At 53.9% G+C, this 8788-nt stretch carries 5 protein-coding genes; 2 read left to right on the forward strand and 3 right to left on the reverse strand.

All coding sequences use genetic code 11. From position 1 onward, the window contains the following. The first annotated feature begins 35 nt into the window (after positions 1-35). Complete coding sequence (locus MED297_RS14825; RefSeq protein ID WP_008046329.1) at positions 36-776, forward strand: enoyl-CoA hydratase-related protein; 741 nt, start codon at positions 36-38, stop codon at positions 774-776. Positions 777-797: 21 nt separating this feature from the next. Here the strand turns inward: MED297_RS14825 and MED297_RS14830 are convergent, their stop codons facing one another. From MED297_RS14830 to sbcB, 3 genes are all read right to left on the reverse strand, one after another. Next, a complete protein-coding gene (locus MED297_RS14830; protein WP_040557443.1) occupies positions 798-2624 on the reverse strand; it encodes a methyl-accepting chemotaxis protein in 1827 nt (608 codons plus the stop codon). A gap of 103 nt (positions 2625-2727) precedes the next feature. Next, on the reverse strand, positions 2728-4236 hold the full coding sequence (locus MED297_RS21455) for a YiiX/YebB-like N1pC/P60 family cysteine hydrolase (RefSeq protein ID WP_008046332.1): 1509 nt from the start codon (positions 4234-4236) through the stop codon (positions 2728-2730). Further along, a complete protein-coding gene (sbcB, locus tag MED297_RS14840; protein WP_008046334.1) occupies positions 4236-5789 on the reverse strand; it encodes an exodeoxyribonuclease I in 1554 nt (517 codons plus the stop codon). The genes MED297_RS21455 and sbcB overlap by 1 nt, the downstream gene beginning before the upstream one ends. A gap of 165 nt (positions 5790-5954) precedes the next feature. Between sbcB and MED297_RS14845 the strand changes: the two genes are divergently transcribed. After that, the gene (locus MED297_RS14845; protein ID WP_008046336.1) at positions 5955-8645 is read left to right on the forward strand and encodes a DUF349 domain-containing protein; all 2691 of its coding nucleotides are present in this window, start codon (positions 5955-5957) and stop codon (positions 8643-8645) included. Positions 8646-8788: the final 143 nt, after the last annotated feature.

Genomic DNA, 8788 nt, shown 5'->3' on the forward strand with positions numbered 1-8788 from the left:
TGGCGTGTCGATGAATACACTGATAAGGATGGATTATGTCCGATATAGAAACACGGCTTCAGAACGGCGTATTGGAGGTGCACTTCAATCGCCCGGATAAGAAAAATGCCATCACCGAAGCCATGTACACGGCACTGGCGGAAGCCTTTGTCCGTGCCAGAACGCAAGCGGACGTTTCGGTTGTTCTGCTGACCGGGCAAAAAAACTGCTTTACCGCGGGTAACGATCTGAACGATTTTCTCGATCACCCACCAGAAGATGAGCAGGCACCGGTATTTCGTTTCCTGCATACTCTGGCCGACTTCCCGAAGCCGGTGGTCGCGGCTGTGAATGGTGCTGCAGTCGGCATCGGAACAACGTTATTGTTGCATTGCGATCTGGTGTTTTCCGGAGAAAGTGCAAAGTTTCAGTTGCCCTTCGTTAACTTAGGCTTGGTGCCGGAGTTTGCGTCCTCCTATTTGCTGCCACTGCGAGTTGGGCACGCTAAGGCGGCCGAGTGGTTGCTGACCGGTAAAACTTTCGATGCTCAGGAAGCCAAAGCGGCAGGACTGATTAATCAGGTGTTCAGTGATGAGCAGTTTTTAAGTGCAGCCCTGCATCAGGCACAAGCGCTGGCAGCGCAACCGGCGACCTCATTGTTACTCACCAAGCGTTTGATGAAACAGCCCTACATGGCGCAGACACTGCAGATTATGGACGAAGAAGGTGAGTTGTTTCGTCGACGTCTGAACGACGCCGACTTTCTTGCTGCTGTTGAGCGTTTTAAATCGCGATGAGCTAACTGCAACCTGTCATGTTCAGGTTCTGAACTGTGCGGACTGAGCCTCCAGTTCGGTGGTCGAGGCCTTGAGTCGTGTCATTGCATCGGTGGTGAGGTTGGCCCGCTGTGCTATGTCTGACAGTAAATCGCTGATACGTGACACTGAAGCATCCAGTGCAGTGGTGGCATCGGTCTGTTCTTGTGTGGATTCAGAAATCTGCACATTCATGCGTTCAATCGACGTGACGGTATCAAAAAGTTCGGCAATAGAAGTCTTGGCCGCGTCGGAGTACTCCGCTGCGCCGATCGCCGCCTGTTTGGCATCGTTGACTGATTGCACCGTGGTATTTACCTCCTGCGCAAACTGTTCGACCAACTGTTTGATTTCACCGGAGCTCTGATCGGTGCGCTGAGCCAAGGTACGTACCTCATCCGCAACCACCGCAAAGCCCCGACCCTGCTCCCCGGCGCGGGCCGCTTCGATGGCCGCATTCAGTGCCAATAGATTGGTCTGTTCGGAAACGCTTTGGATCACATCAACAATCGCATAAATTTGTTCGGTTCTGGCTTCAAGTTGAGTCAAACGTTCGCCGGCTTCAACGAGTCGATCATTCAGATTCAGAACACTTTCGCTGCTGTGTGCTGCCTGTGCCTGACCGTCTTCACAATGTTGACTGCCGGTTCGGGCAGACTGGGCCGCTTCCGTAGTAATGTCGTTAATGCCCCGTACCGTTGCCGTCATTTCATTGATGGCGGTGGCGACTGAGTCCACTTCGCTGTTCAGGTCGGCCAGTGCCGTACTGACCTGTTGATTGCTCTGAGTCTGCGTTTCGGTTTCAGAGACAATGCTGCTCGCACTGGTGCGGACACTTTCAACCATCTCCCGAAAGTGAGTCAGCAGAGAGTTAACGCTTTTGGCGATTAAACCCAGCTCGTCCCGGCGGCTGACGTCGGCTTCCAGACTCAGGTCATTCTGGTGGTCGATGGTTTCAATGGTCTGTTTCAACTGGTTAAGCGGGCCAATAATGGAGCGGCTGAGTGCCATGCTGACCAGCACCGACAGAATCAGGACGATACCCAGAACGATAAAGACCTGAGATTGCCGCGCCTCAATGTTGAGCGCAATGTCGTTGCTGTTGGTCGACACTTCATTGACTGCCTGGCCCAGAGTAAAACCGGCCTGTTCGACCGCAGCGACGGACGTTTCCAACGCCGTCAGGCGCTGACCGACCTGTTCGTTCGCCTCAAACAGTACTTCGTCCGATACAAATAAGACGACTTCGAGCATGCTGCTCATGGAGATGACGTGATTCTGCGATGCTGAGACCAGAGATCGGCCCTGGTTAACGTTATCGTTTTGGAAGGCCTCTATGGCTTGTGAAACCTTGCTATTGAAATCCTCCATGTCCAGGAGAAACAAATCAATGGCATCGGCCAGTTCTTCATCGATGGTACGCAGTGCGTCAGCCGCAACGATCAGTTCTTCCTGGGCGGTATCACCATTGCGGATGTCAGAGTCAGAGAGGGACGAGGTTGATGCCAATCGCCAGAAAAGAAAGCGCGGGTAGGTCTGATACACAGTAAAGACCGCCTGTTGCAGTTCGAGTGCACTCTGTTGTGCGGCAATGGCGTCCTGTTGTGCCTGCAGCTCTGACTGTTGGGTGGTAAACCGTTGATTTTGCTGCTCCAGAGCGGCCTGTTGCTCAGTCGCTAACGCCTGCTGAGTTTGCATCTGTTGACGGATTTCATTCAAACCCAACAGCACAATGGCAAACCCTGCGACGGTGAGCAGCAGCTGGGTCAGGGTCATTAATTGCGTTCGCCAGCGAACCGGCCAATGTTTTAGAGTCAGATTAGACAGCACTCTGAAAGTCCTTAGAAATGGAAAGGCGTGTTGGAGGTAACGGCCGTTGAACCGTTGAGTTTAGTATTGATTGACGGTCGTAACGGACAAATGTGTCATTGGCTTACTGGGAGTCAGTAGACGCCAGTTGCTCATTCTGTCGTGATGGCTGCTGTAAAAAATGCCAGTCGCTACGGCGCCAACTGCCCAAGAACGCGGCCTTGGTGGATTGAAAGGCGACCTGATCGCGTTCGTTACTATCGATAAACATGACCAGTTCGATCTGCTGTTGTTCGGTACCGAGTGTTTGTTCATACCATTGGGCGATTTCGTTCGGCGTCAGCATTTTCCGCCCTACAGCACGGTTGAGCGGGAACTGGATGCCGGCCTGAGACGTGGCCGGTTGATAGGCTTTAAAAATGAGTTCACTGCAGACTAAGGCGGTGTCGCTGTCGAAGTCGAAATGGAAATCATAGGGGCGGCCGATGTAACCAAAAGCGCCGGCAATCGCCTTGGCTTTTTCAAGCCGGGTGGTCATTGGCCTGAACACGGCCGCGCCATCAGCATCCAGAGACGTTTCAATCGAGTTGAAAATCACCCCGGCATCCAGGGCTTCAAGCACCCGGATCGTCCCCATGGCGTCGACGCCCGGGTGCTCGGCATAGACTGGGCTGATGGATTGCAGCATCGCTTCAAAGGAGTCAAAGCCTTGCGAGCGAACCCAATCGCGGACCGCGGGTGTATCGAAATAAGCATTGCGCTCGGATCGACTGCCAATGTAAAGGGCGGAATGGGTCCAGAAGCCGGGAATCCCAGCGTTCGTCAGCCGCCACTCTTTGCGGGTCAGGTAAAAGTCGCCCGGTTCAAACTGCTGGCTGAACGCTCTGGCTTGCTCCGGTGTGATTAGGGTCTTGTTGAATCGCCACAACTTAATTTTACCCATGCCACGTGCAACCCCTTTCTGCAGGGGGTAATAAGTGGAGTAGGCGGTTCGGCGAAAGGCGCGAAAAGCGTTGGATGCCAACAACCCGGTCCGATCCAGTTGTCGGATGGCCTGGATATCGGCGTCGATTTCATCACGCCCTGGCAGCGCAGACACTGGGTCCAATCGGGCGTTTTTAGAATCGTACCGGTCGGTCATCCAGTCGCTGAGCATTTCCCGGACAAACCGCTGATAAAAACCGGATTCCAGACTTTGTTCCGGGTGCGGGGTGTTCAGCCAGTCGACCAGTTCAGGGTCTCGTTCGATGCGTCGGATGAACTCCAGTGCGAATCGATAATGGGTGTTGAAGGCCAGCAAATGTTGATGCTGGCGTTGCCGGCGCTGTGAGCCCGACAGGGTATGATAGTCAGCGGTCAGATCAGCCAAACGACGAACGGTGGTCATGTAGTCCAGATACAGAACCCAGACCTCCAATACCTGTTGCCGCTCGGTCCGGTTCAACAGGTCGCGTTCGGCGGATTCGCGAGCGAACAACTCAGGGCGTGCGTCGATGTACTCCAGTAAATGCACCAGACCGCTGCGTTGCGCCAAGATAACGCCAGTGGGGTCCTGGACCGTGGCAAAGGCCCGACCGCCGGCAAGAAGGCTGGCCAGCAAGGTTATCAACAGCAGGGTCTGGTAACGAGACATCAGAATAAGTCCAGTTGGTCATTCAAATCATCAGAAGGTGCCCGATCTTCCGTTGAAGCAGCCGTTTCAGCGGTTTTTTCTTCCGATATTGATCGGGCATCTGTCCAATATTGCAATCGGCTCTCAAGGTACATTCGGGTGTCAGTCAGCGCTGGGTCATCCGGCGTTTCGGCCAACAGGGCCAAAGTGTCGGTTAAGGCCTGTGAAAGCGTCAAGTGCCGTTCGTCCTGTTGTTCAATCAGATAGGTTCGGCGCTGATCCTGCCATTCAGATAATTGTTGTTCGGTCAGGCAATCAGGAAACGCTCTTGCCAGCAAGTTCAGTAAAATGGTGGGTAAGCGATCATCCTGCAGCAGATGACTGTTATCAAGCCATTGCTCCGGTGGCAGTTTGCCGGTTCTCATGCGGTTTAACAGGGCCTGATCGTGATCACTGATAAAACCGCTGTAGAGGGCTTGCTCGGGATCGGTGATGGCGGCTCGTTCCTGTGTTTCTGTGAACACGTCCATGGCCAGTCGATTCAGTTCGGGGTGATCGGCAACCCATCGATAGTGGTGTTGAATGGCGTCGAGGTCGACACCTAGCCGGGTGGTGGTCTCGTCATCCAGCAGAGACATTGGCGCAATCATCGGGCTGCGGTTCAGATGGATGGTTTTCAAGGGGGGTCGCCGGGCGCCTTCCGGTAACTCCTCAGTTTTGGCGTAAAGCCAGGTTCTCAACGTGTCCGCGTCGTGATCGAGGATCCAGGCAGGGTCCTCTCGAATGTCGATGACAATGACTTCATTGTTCCGATCCGGATGAGCCATTAATGGGACTTCAATGCCCATGCAGAACTCGCTCGCCGGAATCTTCCCGCTGAAATGCAGGTGAGGTTTGCCGCCGACCAGATCGATGGCTTCCCGGGCGCGATGTTTTGAGCGTAATGAGAAGGCGTAGTCGAACAGTTTTGGCTGCTGTTTTCGAATCAGTTGTGCCAGTGCAATGGTGGCTTTTACGTCGCTGACGGCATCGTGTGCGTTGGCATGTGACAGTCCGTTTGCGGCGGTCAGATGTTCTAGCCGGAAAGACGGACTGCCATCGTCGCGGCGTGGCCATTCGATGCCATCAGGGCGCAATGCATGCGTCATCCGCACCACGTCGAGCAGGTCCCAGCGACTGTTGCCGTTCTTCCATTCGCGTTCATAGGGGTTGATCAGATTGCGGTAGAAGAGGAAGCGTGAACACTCATCGTCAAACCGTATGCTGTTGTACCCCGTGGTACAGGTGTTCGGTTGCGCCATGGCGTTATGCACCGCTTGGCTGAACTCCCACTCGGACAGTCCGGTTTGTTCCAGTTCCAAGGGAGACAGGCGCGTGATTTGAACGGCGCCGGGATCAATGACGGTGTCGATATCGGGTTTACAGAACAGATTGATGGGTTCTTCGATGATGTTCAGGTCCATGTCCGTACGAACAGCCGCAAACTGAGCGATCCGATCCCGTGAGGGCACGGTACCCCAGGTCTCATAGTCGTACCATAGGTAGCTGGGCGGATGCGTGGCATTGTTCGGCATGACTGGTTCCGTGCTGTCTCAGTTCAGAGTATGCTAACGCGTTGCAGATAATTAGGGTACCTCTGGCAAGCGCCAACGCGCTGTTTCAGCGGTCCGATGTCATTGTTTCCGGTCACCGGCGATCTCCTCTCCGGTGTCACCTGGTTGAGCTTCAGGAGCTAATGCATGTTCAGAAAATTGTTTAGCCGAAAACCGTCTAAAACCGAACCTCCGCGCAGTAAATCAAAATCAGCAGAGCCGGCTGTTGCCGCCGATACGCATCAGACCTGGTCGGTGTCGCAATGGGCTGAGCAGATACAGGCCGCTCAAGGCAAAGCACGAACGCAACTGCTGTCCGAGCTGGTGCAGAAGATCCGCGCAGGTGAGATCGATCAGACCACGGTAAAGGCCGCCTTACCAGACACTTTTGGACTGATGTTGATGGTCGAGCTGGATGCGGTACCAGAGGATGTCGACGAAACGGTTTGGGCGTCCCTGGTGTTGTCCGGGTTTACTGCAAAGGTTCGAAAAGTGGCCGCTGCGCGGGTCGTTCAGCTCGAACTGTTGAATGATTTGGTGCGTCAGACCAAAGGGCGTGACAAAGCCGTCTATCGGATTTTGCATGCGACGCAAGAACAACTGCAAGCCGAACAACGCCGAACAGAAGCGTTGGTAAACAAACAGAACGCACTCCTCGGCGCCATCGAGCGTCATGCCGAGGCACCGTTGGAGCCAATGTACGCCGGTAAGCTCAAGGGGTTGACCGATCAGTGGCGTGAGCTGACCGATATCAGTGAAGAAGCCAATACCCGCTTTCAAAAAGCGCAACAGCAGGCTGAGAGCAAGATCGAAGCGGCTCGACAACGTGAACGTGAAGAAGCCAACGTCCAAACCCATATAGCCATGGCGGACACCAACCGGCAGTCGCTGGTCGAGCAGTTAATGGATCGACTGCATCAGCGTCTTGATGAAATGGCCCTGACAGACGAAGCAATGAATGAAGATCAGCACCTGTTAAGCGAGGTGCAGCATCAATGGAACGAGATTGAAAAGCACAGCAAAGCGGATACGGCAGAAGCCCGAACCTTTCAGAAAGCCTGCACGGCCTATGAAGTCGGGCTTGCACGCCTGCAACGGTTACTGACAGAACAAGGCAGTTTTGACGCTTTGTTGGAACAACTGGGTACCGATACCGCAGATAATGATCAACTGTTACACGACATCGACGACTGGCTGCACGATTTGGAAGGTGCGCTGCGCAGCGAGGCGCCTCAAGGCGTGGTGCGACTGAGAAAAGCCCTGGAGGCTTATCAGAAAAGTTTAGAGGCGCACCGTCAGCAGGCAATCCAACAGGTTCGTGCCATCCGCAGTCAGCTGCGACGTTGCCAACAGGCCATTGACGATGGATCACTGCGCCGTGCCTCCGGGCTGTATCACGGCGCTCAGGAGAAGCTGGAAGGGTTCGACCTGGACTATCATGCGGGCATCCGTAAACAGCTGGAAGACACCACGGAAGCCCTCGAAAAACTCCGTGATTGGCAGGCTTACGCAGTCTTACCGAAAAAAGAAGCGCTGATTCGACGCATGAAAGGTCTGACAGAGCATTCGATGGACCCGGAATCAAGATCGCAGGCCATCCGGGAAATGCAGGATGAGTGGAAGCTGCTGAGCCGCGGTTTGCAGGATCGGCAGCAGGATCTGTGGGAGACATTTCACGAACTCGCCCAACAGGCTTATGAACCATGCCGCGAGTACTTTGCTGAACAGAAGCATTTGCGCGAGGTTAACCTTGAGCGGCGGCGTGAAATTATTGATCAGCTTGGTAAGTATGCGGACATCATCAACTGGGATGTGCCGGACATCAAAGAAATCGACCGGGTCTTGCAGGTCGCCAGAAACGATTGGCGGCACTATTCACCGGTAGATCGTACGGCCAATAAGCCGCTTCAGGCTGAGTTTGATCGATTGCACCAATCCGTTTTCGAGCGTATGCGCGAAGTGCAAAGCGTTGCGCGCGCCAATAAAGAAGTCATTATTCAACAAGCCAAATCATTGCTGGAACTTGAAGACATAAAAGCGGCAACAGACCAGGCTAAAGCACTGCAGCGTGAATGGAAGAGCGCTGGCATGGTGGCGCGGCGAGACGAGCAGCAGCTTTGGAAAGCCTTTCGAACGGTCTGCGATGAGTTGTTTGCACGTCGTGATCAGCAGGTTTCTGACTTTAAAGCCGATCTGCAGTCTCATCGTCAGGAAGCTGAACGCATCATCGACGCCATTCAGACCCTGGCCGGCGAAGACGACGTTGTTGATCGTTTGCCCGAATATGAGCAGTTGAAGTCAGACTATCAAGCGGTCGGAACGTTACCTAAGTCACATTATTCCCGGTTGTCACAAGATTTCCGCTCGGCCTGTCAGACAGTTGATCAGGCCTGCCAGAAACTGCGTTCCGAGCAGGCCGATCGTCATTGGCAAGCGTTGATTGATTGGGTTCGTAAAGCTCGTTTCAGTGGCATCTCGATTGAAGAAATGAACGAGCAGTGGCAACAGCTGGACGTGCCGAGTGTTGCTGAGCCCCTGTCTCAGGCTTTCGCTAGTTGGCTTGAGGCGCCAGATGAGCTGAACATTGCTGCCATGCATGAGAAGACGATTGATCTGGAAATTCTTGTCGGTGTTGACAGTCCGCAGGTGGATGCTGAGATTCGTATGAACCTTCAGGTACAGCGTTTGTCAGAAGGGCTCGGGCAGCAGTCTAACGTTGACGACGTTCACCGTCGTGTCGTTGAGTGGTTGTCACTGGGTGCCGTGCCGGAGGCTGATTACGATTTATACGAACCTCGGATGAAGTCAGCGAGACAGGCGGGATTAATAAAAAATTAAATAAAATCAAAAAGTTAGTTGACAGATAAAAAGGAATCCTTATTATACGCAACCGCTGAACGGCACTGAGCGAAAGAGCTCAGCGGTCATTCAAAACGAGTTGATGCGGGGTGGAGCAGCCTGGTAGCTCGTCGGGCTCATAA

Source organism: Reinekea blandensis MED297 (genome assembly GCF_000153185.1).
Taxonomy (GTDB): Bacteria; Pseudomonadota; Gammaproteobacteria; order Pseudomonadales; family Natronospirillaceae; genus Reinekea; species Reinekea blandensis.